Annotated in this window: 13 protein-coding genes; 8 read left to right on the top strand and 5 right to left on the bottom strand. The window is 54.4% G+C overall.

Annotated elements, in window-relative coordinates; translation table 11 throughout:
- The first annotated feature begins 2 nt into the window (after window positions 1–2).
- Window positions 3–860 (top strand): PA4780 family RIO1-like protein kinase, encoded by an 858-nt coding sequence (locus tag DXU84_RS14915; protein ID WP_013577322.1) that lies wholly within the window; start codon window positions 3–5, stop codon window positions 858–860.
- 28 nt (window positions 861–888) lie between these two features.
- Here the strand turns inward: DXU84_RS14915 and DXU84_RS14910 are convergent, their stop codons facing one another.
- From DXU84_RS14910 to DXU84_RS14900, 3 genes are all read right to left on the bottom strand, one after another.
- Complete coding sequence (locus tag DXU84_RS14910; RefSeq protein ID WP_013577321.1) at window positions 889–1,629, bottom strand: molybdate ABC transporter substrate-binding protein; 741 nt, start codon at window positions 1,627–1,629, stop codon at window positions 889–891.
- Window positions 1,630–1,676: 47 nt separating this feature from the next.
- Window positions 1,677–2,765: an ABC transporter substrate-binding protein gene (locus tag DXU84_RS14905; protein ID WP_037034992.1), complete on the bottom strand. Its 1,089-nt coding sequence runs from the start codon at window positions 2,763–2,765 to the stop codon at window positions 1,677–1,679.
- Between the two features lie 81 nt (window positions 2,766–2,846).
- Complete coding sequence (locus DXU84_RS14900) at window positions 2,847–3,479, bottom strand: LysE family translocator (RefSeq protein ID WP_013577319.1); 633 nt, start codon at window positions 3,477–3,479, stop codon at window positions 2,847–2,849.
- A gap of 157 nt (window positions 3,480–3,636) precedes the next feature.
- On the opposite strand from DXU84_RS14900, the gene DXU84_RS14895 reads away from it, so the two are divergent.
- Entirely contained in the window at window positions 3,637–4,440 is an 804-nt protein-coding gene (locus tag DXU84_RS14895) for an inositol monophosphatase family protein (protein WP_153376115.1), read from the top strand.
- 235 nt (window positions 4,441–4,675) lie between these two features.
- The gene (locus DXU84_RS14890; RefSeq protein WP_013577317.1) at window positions 4,676–6,238 is read left to right on the top strand and encodes a methyl-accepting chemotaxis protein; all 1,563 of its coding nucleotides are present in this window, start codon (window positions 4,676–4,678) and stop codon (window positions 6,236–6,238) included.
- Window positions 6,239–6,248: 10 nt separating this feature from the next.
- Here the strand turns inward: DXU84_RS14890 and DXU84_RS14885 are convergent, their stop codons facing one another.
- Window positions 6,249–8,342, bottom strand: coding sequence for a bifunctional diguanylate cyclase/phosphodiesterase (locus tag DXU84_RS14885; protein WP_013577316.1), 2,094 nt, complete (start codon window positions 8,340–8,342; stop codon window positions 6,249–6,251).
- 268 nt (window positions 8,343–8,610) lie between these two features.
- Here DXU84_RS14885 and DXU84_RS14880 point away from each other — a divergent pair, with 268 nt between their 5' ends.
- The 3 genes from DXU84_RS14880 to DXU84_RS14870 all read left to right on the top strand — a co-directional run bounded on the left by DXU84_RS14880 (window position 8,611) and on the right by DXU84_RS14870 (window position 12,974).
- Window positions 8,611–9,279, top strand: a complete 669-nt coding sequence (locus DXU84_RS14880) for a glutathione S-transferase family protein (RefSeq protein ID WP_013577315.1) — start codon at window positions 8,611–8,613, stop codon at window positions 9,277–9,279.
- Window positions 9,280–9,688: 409 nt separating this feature from the next.
- Window positions 9,689–11,056: an NCS2 family permease gene (locus tag DXU84_RS14875; protein WP_013577314.1), complete on the top strand. Its 1,368-nt coding sequence runs from the start codon at window positions 9,689–9,691 to the stop codon at window positions 11,054–11,056.
- Between the two features lie 268 nt (window positions 11,057–11,324).
- Window positions 11,325–12,974: a Na+/H+ antiporter gene (locus DXU84_RS14870; protein ID WP_113876704.1), complete on the top strand. Its 1,650-nt coding sequence runs from the start codon at window positions 11,325–11,327 to the stop codon at window positions 12,972–12,974.
- 58 nt (window positions 12,975–13,032) lie between these two features.
- Here DXU84_RS14870 and DXU84_RS14865 read toward each other — a convergent pair whose 3' ends face one another.
- Entirely contained in the window at window positions 13,033–13,911 is an 879-nt protein-coding gene (locus DXU84_RS14865; RefSeq protein WP_013577312.1) for a LysR family transcriptional regulator, read from the bottom strand.
- Between the two features lie 144 nt (window positions 13,912–14,055).
- Between DXU84_RS14865 and DXU84_RS14860 the strand changes: the two genes are divergently transcribed.
- A complete protein-coding gene (locus DXU84_RS14860; RefSeq protein ID WP_013577311.1) occupies window positions 14,056–14,478 on the top strand; it encodes a CidA/LrgA family protein in 423 nt (140 codons plus the stop codon).
- Window positions 14,471–15,160: an LrgB family protein gene (locus DXU84_RS14855; RefSeq protein WP_013577310.1), complete on the top strand. Its 690-nt coding sequence runs from the start codon at window positions 14,471–14,473 to the stop codon at window positions 15,158–15,160. Before DXU84_RS14860 ends, DXU84_RS14855 begins: the two co-directional genes overlap by 8 nt.
- Window positions 15,161–15,546 lie beyond the last annotated feature (386 nt).

The following is a 15,546-nucleotide window of genomic DNA, read 5'->3' as shown; positions in this document are numbered from 1 at the left end:
GCATGAAAATCCCAAATAGAATCCAACCTCTGGTGGATGACGGCCTGATTGATGATGTGGTCCGTCGACTGAAAAGTGGCAAAGAAGCCGATGTTTACACCGTTTTATGCGGTGAAGAGATCCGCTGCGCCAAAGTGTATAAAGAAGCGACACAACGTAGCTTCAAGCAGGCCGTGCAGTATCAGGAAGGCCGTAAAGTCCGTAACACCCGCAACGCGCGTGCGATGCAAAAGGGGTCAAAGTTCGGGCGTAAACAGCAGGAAGAATCCTGGCAGACCGCCGAAGTGGATGCGCTGTTCCGTCTGGCGAATGCCGGTGTGCGCGTGCCGCAGCCTTACATTTGTCTGGACGGCGTGCTGCTGATGGAGCTTATCACCGACGCTGACGGCGTAGTCGCGCCGCGTCTGAGTGACGTCATCCTGACTGAAGAAGAAGCGGTAGCCGATTTCGACACCATGATCCGCAATATCGTACGCATGCTGTGCGCCGGTATCGTTCACGGTGACTTGTCAGAGTTTAACGTGTTGATGGACGCTGAAGGGCCGGTGATTATCGACCTGCCGCAGGCCGTGGACGCCGCTGCCAATAACCACGCTGAATCGATGTTCGAGCGCGATGTGAATAACATGACCGAGTACTACGGGCAGTTTGCACCGCAGTTGCTGGAAACGCGCTTTGCCAAAGAAATCTGGGCATTGTACGAAGACGGCAAACTGACACCGGAAACTATTCTGACCGGATTGTTCACCGAAGATACGCACAAAGCCGATGTGGATTCGCTGCTCGATGAAATCACTGCCGCTGAAGATGAGTATTACGATCGTCAGCGGGCAATGAAAGAAAGAGACCTCGATCACTAAGGTCGCGTTGTACCTGTTTGTATTTTTTCTATTCCGGCATCACCGCATGTCTCCCGCAAAAACCGGCGTTCTGCAAAATATGCTGGCCGGTTTCTGAAAGAATAAATTCTGCCAGCGGTTTCCCTTTCTCCGTGCAGGTCGCGAGCGCGTATCTGGCCCGCACGTTGTAATCCGCCGGAATGTTGTAGACTTCCAGCGCATCATTTTCCCGCAACAGCGCGGCATAACTGGTGTAGCCGATAAAAACATCGGCCTGACCGCTGCAAATCAGCCATTCTGCCGCCAGTTTGCCTGCCGGAATTTTGGCCGATTTCTCACCGCCCACCAGACGCAGCGCCTTGTTGCGTAAAATAGCCCCGGCATCGGGATGTCGCCTTTCGATCTGCTCAAACATTTGCCAGGTGTAATCACCGGAAGGATCGCTTTGCGGTGTCGATGTCGCCAGCCGAAAACGGGGATCAAGTAATACGCTCAGCCAGTTGAGTTTATCCAGTTCCGGCCCTTTTCGGGCGGTGACACACAGGCTGTTGCCGCAAAATGCTTCCACGTCCAGCGCCTTACCGTGCTGCTGCAACGTCAGCGGATGCGCGGTATTGGCCGAGGCAAACAGATCGACCTTTTCCCCTTGTTCGATACGTTCGCGCAACAGCCCGGCGGGGCCGAATTCCACGTCGACTTTGCTGTCGGTTTCTTCCGTAAAGGCATCGCACAGCGGCGCCCATGCGCGGCGTAAACTCCCTGCCGCCAGCACTTTAATCGTATTTGTCATCAGGTCTCCTTGTCACATTGCCTCAACGTAAAGCGCCGGAGACGAGGCTATTTCCCCGCGCGCGCCGCGTCTGCCGCGGGTTTAAAATCCGTCCGGTAGAAGCGCTGGTACCAGGCATCAGCCTGTTTTTGCATATCGATGTCAGCGAATTTTTGCGGGTAGAGTTTTTTCGCCATCCACAGTTCGCCGATCGCCATCGCTTCAGGCATCGGATAGCCCCAGGCTTTGGCGTATTCCGGCATCAGATAAACGCGGTGATTTTTGACCGCATCAATACCCTGCCATTTCGGATCACCGGTGATCTGCCCGACCACTTCCGGATACCGATCCTGCACGAAGATCACCTGCGGGTTCCAGGCGATCACCTGTTCCAGCGCGACCTGCTTAAACCCTTTCACTGTGGCTGCCGCAACGTTCATCGCACCGGCATGCGCCATCATCAGGCCGGTATATTTGCCGGAACCGTAAGTGGTCAGATCGGGATTTGCCATATACGTGCGGATCCGCTGATTGGCCGGAATATCTTTCAGCCGCTCGCCAGTTAACTGACGCTGAGAAAAAGTATAGTCGATCAACGCCTGTGCCTGTTTCTGGTGATTGACCACATCGCCAATCAGCGCGATGCCTTTCTTCAGCCCTTCGGTGTACGCCTCATCTTCATCCGGCAGCACCGGGTTCATCATATGTTCTTCGCCTTTCGGATCATCCCGCAATGAAACCGCCACGACGGCGATCCCGGCCTGGCTGATCTGGTCGATCATTTCCTGTGGTGCATAGTTGGTGACGAACACCACTTGCGGATGAAGCGCCACCACGCTTTCCAGGTTCACGCTGGTCAGGTCGCCGACCACCGGCGTTTTCGCCAGCTCCGGCGCAAGACGCACATAACCGCTGCCCAGCTGTCGCTGCCAGTTGTTCAGCACGCCGACAATATCTTTGGTGGCATCCAGCTGAACCAGCAGATTAAGGGTCTGATGTTGCAAAACGACGACGCGATCCACCTGATCGGGAATAGTGACCTGACGGCCAAGCTGATCGGTTATCTGGCGTGTGGCAAAAGCGCAAGGGGAAGCCAGGCTCAGGGCAAGCCCGAGCAAGGCAACGGCAGGCAAAAATCGGGATGAAAATAGACGCATGGAAAAATCCTCTGGTTTCGTTATGCAAAGGATTATATAGCGTTGATGCGGAACTGAATATGACGCGTGACAAATGGCCGGTTATTTACGCCCGTCGAGCAACATACGCATAGCCAGCCCGCCCAGCACTGCACCCATAAACCAGCGCTGGATGACCATCCACAATGGTCGCCCGGCCAGAAAGACGGCAATGTAACCGGCTGAAAGGGCAATGAGCGCGTTGACCGTCGCACTGATCAGAATTTGCGAGCTGCCCAGAATCAGCGACTGCGTCAGCACATGCCCTTGTTCAGGCACGATAAACTGCGGTAACAGCGTCAGATATAACACCGCCGCTTTCGGGTTCAGCAGATTAGTGACCAGCCCCATGGTGAACAGTTTTTTATTGCTGTCGCGGGGTAAATCCCTGACCTGAAACGGCGAGCGTCCGCCGGGTTTCACCGCCTGCCACGCCATATACAGCAAATACGCAGCGCCGCCGATGCGCAGGGCGTCATAAGCGAAGGGCACCGCCATCAGCAGCGCGGTAATGCCGAGCGCAGCAAACAACATGTAAAACAGGAAGCCCAGCACTACGCCGCCGAGGGAAATCAGTCCGGCTTTCGGCCCCTGACAGAGTGAGCGTGAAATCAGGTAAATCATGTTCGGGCCGGGCGTTAATACCAGCCCGAGACAAATCAGCAGAAAGGGCAACCAATGGGCGGCATCGGGCATGGAAATCTCCGGCAAAATTCAGAAAGTTGAAGCACACAGATATAGAGTGTTTTACGCTATTTTAGCAAGTGGCAGGTTGTCATTTTTTATTCATCGATTCCGATGCATTCTATGAAGACAGCTTTTGTTCCTTCCGACTGAAAACTCAGGATTTATCATGACCAACACTATGATGTCCCCGCGTCTGGCGGTTGCCAGTCAGATTGCGGCGCAGGCCGCCAGACTGGCGCTGGACTTTTTTCACCGCCGGGACGCTATCGAAATCAGCAGTAAGCGTACGCAGGATTTCGTTTCAGAAGCCGATCTGGCGGTTGAGCAGTTTATCCGCACCCGGCTGGCAGAGCATTTTCCGCAGGATGCGGTGATCGGCGAAGAGATGGGCGGCATTCTGACCGACGCGCCGTGCTGGGTGATTGATCCTATCGACGGCACCTCGAATTTCCTGCGCGGTTCGCCGCTGTGGGGCGTGTCGCTCGGGCTGGTGGAAAATAAACAGCCGGTGATCGGCATTGTGGCACTGCCGGTTTTAAACGACCTGTTTTCAGCAGAATCCGGAAAGGGGATTTTCCTCAACGACAAACCCTTCCGTCGCGATGATCGTTTTGAAGATGTACAGATTGTGTCGCTGGGCGACAGTGCGGACGACAAGCTGGACGAAGCCTCGGCCTTTTATCAGGGGATCCGCGCGGCTGACTGGTCAGTACATTGTTATCGCTGTACCACGGTCGGCATGGTGTTTGCGGCAAAAGGCATTATCGACGGCCATCTGCAACGGCGCACCACGCTGTGGGATATCGCTGGCGGCACGGTGTTGTGTCAGGAAGCCGGGCTGGAAACGGTGGTGAAATTTGCGAAGACAGCGGACGGCAGCGACAATTTCCGACACATGTCGGTGGCGGCCGGTACGGCGAATCTGTTGTCGGCAGTCACTCCGTTATGGCCCGCTTTTGAACCGAAGTGAGCCAAAGTGAGTCGCGCTGAGTGCTCTCTCTTTATGAGAGAGCAAATCTTTGCAACGCGTGGCAGATCATGTTTTTAAGGCGGGCCGGTAACATGAAAAATTCGTCCGGTAACCCTAAAATTACATTACGAAAGACAGCGCTTAACAAAATGAAATATAGTTTCATTTTCCCTAAAGTTCCCTTCATTCCGGCCGTTATGAGTGTTTCCTGTCACTGACTTTCCGATGTGCCCAGATGAAAAAGATCACCAACCTTTCCATACTTGCCCGTTTGCTGGGTGCATTCGCACTCGTCCTGAGCTTGCTGTTGATTCTGGCGGCGATGTCAGCCTGGCTGCTCAACAGCAGTAATCAGCAGATTGAAAACTACCGTGCCTACCGGCTTCCCGGCGTGCAGTATCCGCTGGTGATGCGCGGCACGCTGGCGGAATTACGCCTGCAACAGGTGCAATATATCGCCTCGCCAGAGGGGGCGCCGCGCGACGGCCACCGGGTCGAAATCCTTCAGGCGGTTGCCACCTTTAAAGACGCGGAAAATGCGTATCTGAAGCTGGACAGCGGCGGCAGTCAGTCAGATCTGTTTAAGCAAATCGTCGCTAATTTTGAGCAGTTTTCGCTGGCGAATAATGATGTAATTGCGGCGGTTGAACGCAACGACATTGCGCAGGCCACGAAAATCAGTGGCGATAACTCACGGAAATATCGCACACAGTTAATGGCGGATCTGGCGACGCTGGTAAAAAACGAGCTGACCAACAGTGAGCAGGCGGCAGCGGATGCGCGCAGCAGCTATCACACGGCCAGCGCGATGTTTTTAGTGCTGGTCGGCGTGGCGTTTATTCTTTCACTGACGATGGCACTGCTGCTGGCGCACCATCTGGTGAAACAACTGGGCGGTGAACCGGCTTATGCCGCCTCTATTATGCGTGAAATCGCCGCCGGTAATCTGGCGGCAAAAATCACGCTGAAACCGGGTGATGACGGCAGTTTGCTGGCTTCGCTGAACGGCATGAACCAGCAACTGAATAAAACCATTCATCAGATTATGGAAGGCAGTGAATCCATCAATCATGCCGCCAGTGAAATTGAACAGGGCAATGTGGATTTATCACAGCGCACCGAAGAACAGGCGGCCTCGCTGGTGCAGACCAGTTCCAATATGCAAAACCTGACCGCGACCGTCAGCCAGAACGCTGAGAACGCCCGGCAGGCCAGCCAGCTGGCGCTGGAAACCTCGAAAACGGCGTCTCAGGGCGGCGTGATTGTTACGGGGATGCAGGCACATATGCGTGATGTTTCCGGCAGTTCGAATGAAATTATCAATATCATCAGCGTGATTGAAGGCATTGCCTTCCAGACCAACCTGCTGGCGCTGAACGCCGCCGTGGAAGCGGCGCGTGCCGGTACGCAGGGTAAAGGGTTTGCGGTGGTGGCGAGTGAGGTGCGGGTGCTGGCGCAAAAAAGCGGGCAGGCGGCGAAAGAAATTAAAGATCTGATTCAGGGCACCGTCAGCAAAATTGCCGAAGGGTCATTGCAGGCTGATCGCGCCAGTAAAGCCATGAATGAGATTGTCAGCTCGGTGAATAAGGTGGCTGAAATTGTCAGAGAAATCTCGACAGCAAGTTCTGAGCAGCACACCGGTATTCACGAAGTGGGGATTGCCGTTGACCAGATGGACAGGGTGACGCAGCAGAACGCCGCGCTGGTGGAACAGGCAGCGGCAGCGGCGCAATCCCTGACGGAACAAAGTGTTGAGCTACGCAACGCCGTGCGATTTTTCCGCACGGCGACAGCCTGAGCTGGGGGCCTCAGGTTTTATCTGTGAGGGTTATCTGCGACTCCCAGTCCGTATCGGGGTGTTGGGCAATCTGCTGTGGCGTCATCGGACGCCCCAGAAGATAACCCTGTAAGGTGTCGCAGCCCAGTTGCGTCAGAAATTCCTGCTGTTGGATCGTTTCAACGCCTTCGGCCACCACTTTCAGGTTCAGCGTCTGGCCGAGGGCAATGATCGCAGAAACGATACTGGCGTCTTCGCTACCGGCAATCAGGTCATTAATAAATGCACCGTCGATTTTCAGCTCACTGGCCGGCAGACGTTTCAGATAGAGCAGGCTGGAATAGCCAGTACCGAAATCATCAATGGAGGCTTTTACGCCGTACTGTGTCAGGCGCTCCAGAATTTCCACGCTGGCATCCGGGTTACGCATCGCGGTGGTTTCTGTCACTTCCAGCGTCAGCATTTCAGGCGGGATCTGATGGCGTTCAATGGTTTCAATCACCATTTCGACCAGATTCGCCTGCTCAAATTGCAGCGTGGAAAGATTCACCGCCACTGTCCATTGTGTATGGCCGGCCAGATGCCATTCCCGCAACTGGCGACAGGCTTCATTGAGCACCCATTCGCCAATCGGGATAATCAGTCCGGTTTTTTCCGCCAGCGGCAAAAACACATCCGGGCTGAGGAGGTTACCGTCGCGCTCCCAGCGCAGCAGCGCTTCGAAGCCACTCACCGGCCCGTAAGGCGCAATAAATTTCGGCTGATAGTGCAAACGCAGCTCATGGTGTGCAACCGCCAGACGCAAATCATTGAGCATTTGCAACTGGTTCTGGGCGTTGGCATTCATCGACGGCTGGAAGAAACTGTGGCCGTTACGGCCGGAATTTTTGGTGTGATACATCGCGGCGTCAGCATTGAGCATCAGCTCGCGTTCATTCTCGCCATCGCCCGGATACACCGCGATCCCCACGCTGGCAGAGACCAGCAGTTCGTAGCGGGAAACGTAAAACGGACGCGCAATCAGATGCACCAGTTTATCGGCCAGTTGCGAGGCATCGGTGGGTTCGGTGATCTCAACCAGCAGTACAAACTCATCGCCGCCGAGCCGCGCCAGCGTATCTGTCGCCCTCAGCTGCGATTGCAGGCGTTCGGTGACTGAAATTAACAGCTGATCGCCGATGTGGTGGCCGAAGGCATCGTTAACGGCTTTGAATCCGTCGAGATCGAAAAACAGCACCGCAAACTGTGATTCGCCACGTGACGCTTTCTGAAACGCCTGACTCAGGCGGTCTTCCAGCAACAGACGATTTGGCAAATGGGTCAGATTGTCGTGCAGCGCCAGTTGGGTCAGCTCGCGGTTCGCCTGTGCCAGCGAAGATGCCAGAATCGAGGTGCGTGCCTGCATCCGGCCATCAAGAATAGAAATGATCAGGGTGATCGCCAGAATCGCCAGCGTGACCACAATCACCAGCAGTGCCAGCCAGTTATTGTCTACGCCGCTGAACGCCGCCATACTGTGGCTGTCCATCGGGAATTGTGCCGCAGCCATGCCGATGTAATGCATACCGACAATGGCAGCGCCCATTACCACCGCAGCGCTGATGCGCAGCAGACGGACATTGGGTGACTGATGACGCAGATTGAACGCCATCCACAGCGCCGCGCCGGAGGCGACAATCGCCACTCCCACGGATAACGCGACCCAACGGTAATCGTAGACAATGGGCGGCATCATCTGCATCGCCGCCATACCCGTGTAATGCATCGCGGCAATACCGCCGCCCATCAGCAAGGCACCGGCAAGTAACCGCCCGGTGGGTAACTCCTCAAGGCATACCAGCCACAGCGCAAAAGCTGAGGAAATGATGGCAATCAGCATAGAAAGCAGGGTAATTAAAGGGTCGTAACCCATTGGCATCGAAGCATTAAAGGCCAGCATGCCGATAAAATGCATCGACCAGATGCCGATACCCATTGCAATGGCGCCACCTGTTAACCAAAGTCGGGAAGCCTTTCCCTCTGTGGTGGCAACCCGGCCTGCCATATCAAGCGCGGTATAAGAGGCAAGCATTGCAACAATGAACGAAAACATCACAAGCACATTGTTGTAATTACTGGAAAACATGTGAGGCTCCACCAACAGAGAGTCGAAAGCGACGGGTTAATTTGTTATCCGGCGATAATGGCATTAAGCCTTATTAAAGGCGAACGAAGTTGCGATAATTTTTTTGGCATAATTAAGATTAATCCGTAAGTGATTTTAATCAAATAAAAAGATTTTTGATAAATTAACCCTGAAGAAAGTCAGGGTTAATAAAGCGAATCTGATACGCGCTTTGAAAGTGTTGTCTATAGTTAACAAATAATTAATTGAAAAAGGACAGAAGACTTTTATGCTAACTGTGCATCATTTGGATAATTCCCGTTCACAGCGAATCTTATGGATGCTCGAAGAATTGGGCGTCCCTTACGAAATCAAATGTTATCAGCGGGATAAAGGAACCATGCTGGCGCCGCCATCGCTGAAAAAAGTCCATCCTCTGGGCAAGTCGCCGGTGCTGGAAGACAACGGGCTGATCCTTGCGGAATCTGGCGCCATCATTGAATACCTGCAGGAAGTGTACGATGAGGCGGGCACGCTGAAACCCACGGCGTTTGCTGAGCATCAGCAGTATCGTTACTGGATACACTACGCTGAAGGTTCTCTGATGCCTTTGCTGGTGATGAAGCTGATTTTTAGCCGTCTGGGTAAACCGCCGATGCCGTGGCTCATCCGTCCGATTGCCGGCGCCATAGGACAGGGCGTGCAGAAGAATTATCTGGATAAGCAGATTTATACGCATATGGATTATCTGGAACAGCATCTGAGTACACATCCTTATTTCGCCGGTCAACAGTTCAGCGCGGCAGATATTCAGATGAGTTTCCCGATAGAGGCGATCAATGCCCGCGCCGGACTGGGAAAATATCCTCTGCTGAAGGCCTGGTTATCGAATGTCACCGCGCGTCCGGCATATCAGAAAGTGCTGGAAAACGGCGGTTCGTTTAATATTTTGCGTTAATTTCTTATCCATTTTTTATATTTTCAGGCGTTCATTACGGGCGGAGTTTTACGTAATAAACGTCTTATAAAAGATAAACCACAATAAATACCCTGTTATTTATTTCCCTTCTTTCCCCTCCTTGTTTGTCTCTTTTTCTGCCACCGGATAAATTTCCACCACAACCGCGTTTTTATTGACCAGACAACGGTAAATTGTTGTCATTCACGGTTGATGTACGGCGGTTAAAGGCAGGATAATCGTTTGCGTAATTTTTTGTCCTGCCACACGCGATGCGAGTTAAACGTTTGCCTTGCCGTTCTGACGCCGTTTTCGGCGATTTCAGGCGACAAATAAGGAAGTGAACGTGCAGAAACGGTTTCATAATGACCACGCCGGCTAATCAGTAAAGACATTCAGAGGATTTTCCATGTCGAGTCAACAACCTCAAGCTGGCCGCGCAGTTGCGCCAAAAGGCCCGCTTGATGCTTTTTTCAAAATCAGTGCGCGTGGCAGTAACGTCCGCCAGGAAGTTATCGCTGGCTTAACCACCTTTCTGGCGATGGTCTATTCGGTGATTGTCGTGCCCTCGATGCTCGGCAAAGCGGGCTTCTCGCCAACCGCAGTGTTTGTCGCGACCTGTCTGGTCGCCGGTTTCGGCTCCCTGCTGATGGGGCTGTGGGCGAATTTGCCGCTGGCGATTGGTTGCGCCATTTCTCTGACTGCTTTTACCGCGTTTAGTCTGGTTCTCGGCCAGCACATCAGCGTACCGGTGGCGCTCGGCGCGGTATTTCTGATGGGTGTGTTGTTCACCATTATCTCGGTGACCGGCATCCGTTCGTGGATTTTGCGCAATCTGCCAACCGGCGTTGCGCACGGTACCGGTATTGGTATCGGCCTGTTCCTGTTACTGATCGCCGCCAATGGCGTCGGTCTGGTGGTGAAAAACCCGCTGGACGGCTTACCGGTGGCACTCGGCGCATTTACCTCATTCCCGGTCGTGATGACGTTGCTTGGTCTGGCGGTGATTTTTGGCCTGGAGAAACTGCGCGTTCCGGGCGGCATCTTGCTGGTGATTATCGCGATTTCCATTATCGGCCTGATCTTCGATCCAACAGTGAAATATCAGGGTTTATTCGCCATGCCTTCTCTGGCGGGGGCTGACGGTAAATCGGTGATTTTCGATCTCGATATTCTGGGTGCACTGAAAGCTGCGGTATTGCCCAGCGTGCTGGCACTGGTGATGACAGCGGTGTTTGATGCCACCGGCACCATCCGCGCTGTCGCCGGACAGGCAAACTTACTGGATGAAAACGGCCAGATCATCAGCGGCGGTAAAGCCCTGACGGCTGACTCCGTGAGCAGTATTTTTGCCTCCCTGGTTGGCGCATCTCCGGCAGCGGTTTATATCGAATCGGCAGCCGGTACGGCGGCGGGCGGCAAAACCGGTCTGACGGCTACCGTCGTCGGTGTGCTGTTCCTGCTGATGCTGTTCCTCTCTCCGCTGTCTTATCTGGTACCGGCTTACGCCACCGCACCCGCGCTGATGTACGTGGGTTTGCTGATGCTCAGCAATGTCACCAAACTGGATTTCAATGATTTCGTGGATGCGATGTCAGGGTTACTGTGCGCAGTATTTATCGTTCTGACCTGTAACATCGTCACCGGTATTATGCTCGGTTTCAGCGCACTGGTGATTGGACGCATCTTCTCCGGCGAATGGCGAAAACTGAACATCGGCACGGTGATTATCGCCGTAGCGTTAGTGGTGTTTTATGCGGGCGGATGGGCTATTTGATCTGTTTGCTCCCTCCCCTGCGAAGGGGAGGGCTGGGGTGGGGTATTAATGACGAATCAGTAGGTTGAAGTGTGCTTTGGCATGAGTTTTGTCATTAAAACCCCCTCCCGTCCTCCCCCTTCGCAGGGGGAGGAGCAAACCCTCTCTGATGTAACCGCACGCACTGATTTAAATCCCGTCCCCTTTTGATCTACTATTCCAAGGTTCGCTCCGGACTCACTCACCTGTGTCTGGCTGAAATTCATAAAAACAAGAGTCTAAGGAAAGCATGGAAATCTTCTTTACCATTCTGATTTTGATTCTGGTGGTGTCGCTCTCCGGTGTCGTCACCAGAATGTTGCCATTTCAGGTTCCTCTTCCATTAATGCAGATTGCCGTCGGTGCTTTGCTGGCGTGGCCCAATTTTGGCCTGCACGTGGACTTCGATCCGGAACTGTTTCTCGTCCTCTTTATCCCGCCGTTGCTGTTCGCCGATGGCTGGAAAACCCCGACCCGTGAATTCCTCCACCACGGGCGCGAAATTCTCGGGCTGGCGCTGGTGCTGGTGCTGCTCACCGTCGTCGGTATCGGTTATCTGATTTATATGATGGTGCCGGATATTCCGCTGGTGGCCGCGTTCGCGCTGGCTGCGGTGCTGTCGCCGACCGATGCCGTGGCACTGGGCGGCATTGTCGGTAAGGGCCGTATTCCGAAGTCGATCATGAGCGTGCTGGAAGGTGAAGCGCTGATGAATGACGCGTCCGGTCTGGTGTCGCTGAAATTCGCTATCGCCGTGGCGATGGGCACGATGATCTTTACCGTCGGTGGTGCCAGTGTTGAGTTCCTGAAAGTCGCGATTGGCGGTCTCATGGCCGGTGTGGCGGTGACGTGGTTGTACAGTAAATCGCTGCGCATTATGAGCCGCTGGAGCGGTGATGATCCGGCGACACAAATCGTCTTCCTGCTGCTGTTGCCGTTCGCGTCTTATCTGATTGCCGAACATATCGGTGTGTCGGGCATTCTGGCCGCTGTGGCTGCAGGGATGACCATCAGCCAGTCCGGCATTATTCGTAATGCACCGCTGGCGATGCGTCTGCGTGCGAACAGCGTCTGGGCGATGCTTGAGTTCGTGTTCAACGGCATGGTGTTCATCATGCTGGGCCTGCAATTGCCGGGCATCCTTGAGAACTCAATTGATCAGGCGACACACGACCCGTCTATCGTGACGTGGCACCTGTTTGCTGATGTCGGGATTATCTACTTTGCGCTGCTGATCCTGCGTTTCGTCTGGCTGTGGGTGATGAAGAATTTCAGCAACCGTTTCCTGAAAAAGAAACCGCTGCTGTTTGGCAGCTACAGTACGCGTGAACTGTGGGTGGCGTCTTTTGCCGGTGTGCGCGGAGCCATTACGCTGGCCGGTGTGTTGTCGATTCCGTTATTCCTCGCCGATGGTTCGGCGTTTCCGTCGCGTTATCAGCTGGTGTTCCTGGCGACCGGCGTCATTCTGTTCTCGCTGATTGCCGGTGTGATTGCCTTGCCGTTCCTGCTCAAAGGCGTGGTGGTGGCTGATGGTACCGCTTATCGCGAAGAAGAGCGCATGGCGAAATCTATCGCGGCGGAAGTGGCGATTGAAAGCCTGCATAAGATGGAAGAGCGTCTGGCGGCGGATACCGAAGAAAACATTGATGAACAGACGCTGAAGGAAATCAGTTCGCGGGTTATCGGGACGTTACGGCGACGCACGGCCAACCGCGATGATATGGAAACCGCGCTGAAGCTGGAAAATCTCGAGCGCCGCTTCCGTCTGACCGCGCTGCGCGCTGAACGTGGTGAGCTGTATCACCTGCGTGCCACGCAGAAAATCAGTAACGAGACGCTGCAAAAACTGCTGCATGACCTCGATTTACTTGAAGCGCTGCTTGTCGAAAAAGAAGTGTAGTTTCTGTCAGAAATGAAAAAACCGCGTGCGCTGCCAGGTTCACGCGGTTTTTTATTGGCTATTTCCAGTAGTCGCGGCACAACGTGATCCACGCCTGTGCACTGTGCGAGAGATAGCTGCCCTGATGCCAGATCAGCCCGAGCTGCCACGGCATCAGCGGATCCAGTGGCAGCCACATCAGCGCATTCTTATCCAGCCGCTGACAGACAGGTTCCGGCAAAATCGCCACACCCATACCGGTTTGTACCATCGCCGCCAGGAAATCCCACTGCCCGCTGCGCGCCGCAATTTTTGGCGTAAAGCCGTGTGAGGTAAAGGCATCCATCAGCTGGCGGTACAGGGCAAAATCTTCGTTATAAATCAGGATGCTTTCATCAGCCAGATCACTGAACCCGATGCGCGTGCGGTTCAGCCAGTGCGGCGTGCGCGGCACCACAACGCACAGCGGATGACTGAACAGCAGCAGTGAGGCGATAGAAGGCACGGCGTCAGCGGGCAGGGCAGTCAGCGCCAGATCCAGCTCGCCGGAAATCACAGCCTGTTGCACGGTCAGCCCGCCAAACTCGGAAATAATCAGTTCAATGCCGGGATATTGCTGGCGGAAGCTGCCGATAAGCGGCGCGATTTGCGTCCCGACCATCGGCGGAATGCCCAGCCGCAGATGACCGGATTTCAGCGAGTTAATGTCTTCCAGTTCCGCTTCAAGCTGGCGGAATTCCTCAAGGATATTCAGGCCACGCTGATACAACGCCTGACCGCTGTCGGTCAGGTGTAAACGCCGTCCTTCGCGGACAATCAGCGTGCATTCCAGTTCTTCTTCCAGATGACGCAGCATTTTGCTGATCGTTGGCTGGGTGACGAACAACTTTTCCGCCGCGCGGGTAAAGCTCTGCTGGCGAACCACTTCGACAAAATAGCGTAAGGTACGGACGTCCATGGGCTGATGTTTCCCCGGTCAGATCGGCGAGTTACAAAGTATTCCAAACTGGAATCATTTTTATGATTTTAATTCATTTCTTTACCGGTTTCCTGCCAGCGTATACTTCATTTTCACACTTTTCCCTCTTTCGAGGTCGTCCCCATGTTGTTGGCGTTGCGCACTAAAGCGCCGTCCCTGCTGACCCGTTGTCAGATCCCTGTTCAGGTGGTGTTGTACGCGGTGTTATTCGTTATCGCTGATCGTCTGGTCACTGCGTTACATCTGCCGTTACCCGCCAATATTGTCGGGATGCTGATGCTTTTACTGCTGATTATGTTGCGTATTTTGCCTGTGAAATGGGTGAAAGCCGGTTCCCGCTGGTTGCTGGCGGAAATGCTGCTGTTCTTCGTACCAGCCGTGGTGGCTGTGGTGAATTACGCCCAGTTGCTGATGATCGAAGGCTGGAAAATCTTTCTGGTGATTGGGATCAGCACGATGCTGACGCTCGGGGCGACTGCCGTGGTGGTCGATAAAGTGTATCGTCTGGAGCAGCGTCTGGCGGCAAGGAAGGCGAGCCGTGACTGATTTACTGATCAGCATGTTGTGTTTTGTGGTCACCCTCGGGTTGTATTACGGCAACAAAAAACTGTACCGCCAGAAGCGCACACTGCTGCTGATGCCACTGGTGTTCACGCCGATTGTACTGGTGATTTTGCTGGTGGTGACGCACACGTCGTATCAGGATTACCTCGGTGAGACGCACTGGTTGTTATGGCTGCTCGGGCCGTCAACCATCGCGTTTGCGGTGCCGGTTTACGAGAATATGGCGGTGATCCGCCGTCACTGGATGTCGCTGAGTGCGGGCGTGCTGACGGCGATAGTCGTTGCCGTCGGCAGTTCCGTCTGGCTGGCGCGCATGCTGACCCTGCCCGAAGAAATCCAGCGTAGTCTGGCGGTACGCTCTATCACTACGCCGTTTGCACTGGCAGCCGCGAAACAAATGGGTGGCCAGCCTGATCTGGTCGCGTTGTTTGTGGTGATCACCGGCGTATTCGGCATGGCGGTCGGGGATATGCTGTTTCTGCGTCTGGCGGTAAAAAGCGGCCTCGCAAAAGGTGCCGGTTTCGGTGCGGCGTCACACGGTGCGGGCACGGCGAGAGCTTATGAACTGGGTGCGGAGGAAGGCGTAGTATCAAGCCTGGTGATGATGCTGGCAGGGGTTGTCACTGTGGTGATTGCGCCGGTGATCGGCGGGGTGATGTGGTGATGATCTTTTGAAAAAGATCTGAAACATTAAGGTCAATACCTTGGGTTGCCACCCAAACTGGCCTTAAGGGCGGCTTATCGCCGCCGCCCTTAAGAATCCCGGGCTCTTTTACTGCACGCTTCGCTCGCTGGCTATGTTTCAGGTGCCGCAGCGATAGCCGCAAAATTCCGCCGCTGCGCGGTGCCCTCCGTTCGGGTTACAACCCGCGCAAAAAGACGCGCGGTTTTCCACCTCTCCTCCGGCGGTATTTTGGAACCGGCCTCAACGTTAACTTCACAACCTCACTTTCCCCTTTTGGGCGGTTTCGGCGCAGCGCGATAAGTGATCACCGCTAATGAGAAACCGAAATTTTCACCGTTCCGTTCAGATGCCGGTCAAGCTGCGGC

It is taken from the genome of Rahnella sp. RcJ3 (assembly GCF_009498575.1).
Classification (GTDB): Bacteria; Pseudomonadota; Gammaproteobacteria; order Enterobacterales; family Enterobacteriaceae; genus Rahnella; species Rahnella aceris.
Note: the sequence above shows the minus strand (reverse complement) of the source record. Positions and strands in the feature narration are given on the sequence as shown.

Bases quoted from the DNA above. Each gene is read 5' to 3' on its own strand.
- DXU84_RS14915 (WP_013577322.1), top strand. From the start codon at position 3: ATGAAAATCCCAAATAGAATCCAACCTCTGGTGGATGACGGCCTGATT.
- DXU84_RS14910 (WP_013577321.1), bottom strand. From the start codon at position 1,629: ATGACAAATACGATTAAAGTGCTGGCGGCAGGGAGTTTACGCCGCGCA.
- DXU84_RS14905 (WP_037034992.1), bottom strand. From the start codon at position 2,765: ATGCGTCTATTTTCATCCCGATTTTTGCCTGCCGTTGCCTTGCTCGGG.
- DXU84_RS14900 (WP_013577319.1), bottom strand. From the start codon at position 3,479: ATGCCCGATGCCGCCCATTGGTTGCCCTTTCTGCTGATTTGTCTCGGG.
- DXU84_RS14895 (WP_153376115.1), top strand. From the start codon at position 3,637: ATGACCAACACTATGATGTCCCCGCGTCTGGCGGTTGCCAGTCAGATT.
- DXU84_RS14890 (WP_013577317.1), top strand. From the start codon at position 4,676: ATGAAAAAGATCACCAACCTTTCCATACTTGCCCGTTTGCTGGGTGCA.
- DXU84_RS14885 (WP_013577316.1), bottom strand. From the start codon at position 8,342: ATGTTTTCCAGTAATTACAACAATGTGCTTGTGATGTTTTCGTTCATT.
- DXU84_RS14880 (WP_013577315.1), top strand. From the start codon at position 8,611: ATGCTAACTGTGCATCATTTGGATAATTCCCGTTCACAGCGAATCTTA.
- DXU84_RS14875 (WP_013577314.1), top strand. From the start codon at position 9,689: ATGTCGAGTCAACAACCTCAAGCTGGCCGCGCAGTTGCGCCAAAAGGC.
- DXU84_RS14870 (WP_113876704.1), top strand. From the start codon at position 11,325: ATGGAAATCTTCTTTACCATTCTGATTTTGATTCTGGTGGTGTCGCTC.
- DXU84_RS14865 (WP_013577312.1), bottom strand. From the start codon at position 13,911: ATGGACGTCCGTACCTTACGCTATTTTGTCGAAGTGGTTCGCCAGCAG.
- DXU84_RS14860 (WP_013577311.1), top strand. From the start codon at position 14,056: ATGTTGTTGGCGTTGCGCACTAAAGCGCCGTCCCTGCTGACCCGTTGT.